This is a genomic window from Micromonospora sp. LOL_024 (genome assembly GCF_048060415.1).
Taxonomy (GTDB): Bacteria; Actinomycetota; Actinomycetes; order Mycobacteriales; family Micromonosporaceae; genus Micromonospora.
In genome coordinates, this window is sequence record NZ_JBHMIS010000166.1 from 1 (window position 1) to 760 (window position 760).

Consider the following 760-nt stretch of genomic DNA (forward strand, 5'->3'; position numbering starts at 1 on the left):
CCGACACGCCGACACGGGCACCATCACTCACAGCCACAATCGATCATGAAACGGCCGTGCAACCCGCCCTGACGCAGGAGCGGCAGCTGGATCAGCCGAGGCCGTAGGCCCTGAGGCGAACAATCGAGTATCTGGATGCCGCGAGGCGTGCGTTACGCAGCGTCCCACCGAGCCGGTGCACGTGCCATCCGGACGTGCCGATGAGAGCGTATGGGATGAAATCGTCAATATGTAGCGATTCCGAAACCACCGCCATCCCGCGTTGCTCCCGAAGGCGGCGATAGAATGGTGATCCGAAGCAGCCATATCGTTATCAGGTGAGGAGCTTGCTCTGTTTCAGATAAGCCTACAGGAAGCCGTGAACAAGTACGCTCGCTCGCTCGAAGTACCACAAAGGCTGATTCAGCTTCACCCTAGGACTCCGGGCAATGCCGGTAACTTCTCGGCTCTGCCGCCGGCAGTGGTTTTAGGTGTCATTGCGGCCTTCGAAGGATTCGTCGAGGAGTTTCTAGCCATCTCCCTTCATGCCCGTGGCTATGGACTTGCTCAGATCGCCAAACGCGTAACTATCAACAACCCTACCGTCGCTGATTTTCAGAAAAAGGCGGATAATGAGTTCCCGGGCATAGGTAGAACCGTCGCCGGCTCATCCTCGTTGCAAGTGTGGAATATTCCAGGCGTGGCTGGAAGACCAAGCACTGACGTGATCTCAACAAGGATCCGGTAGGTATCGGTATTCGAAGTGGGTGAGATGGAGAGC

1 protein-coding gene is annotated in these 760 nt (G+C 56.8%); it reads left to right on the forward strand.

All coding sequences use genetic code 11. From position 1 onward, the window contains the following. Positions 1 to 358: 358 nt before the first annotated feature. Positions 359 to 727 carry a hypothetical protein gene (locus ACFHWY_RS28725; RefSeq protein WP_416583362.1) on the forward strand — a complete coding sequence of 123 codons (369 nt, stop codon included), beginning with the start codon at positions 359 to 361 and terminating at the stop codon, positions 725 to 727. Positions 728 to 760: the final 33 nt, after the last annotated feature.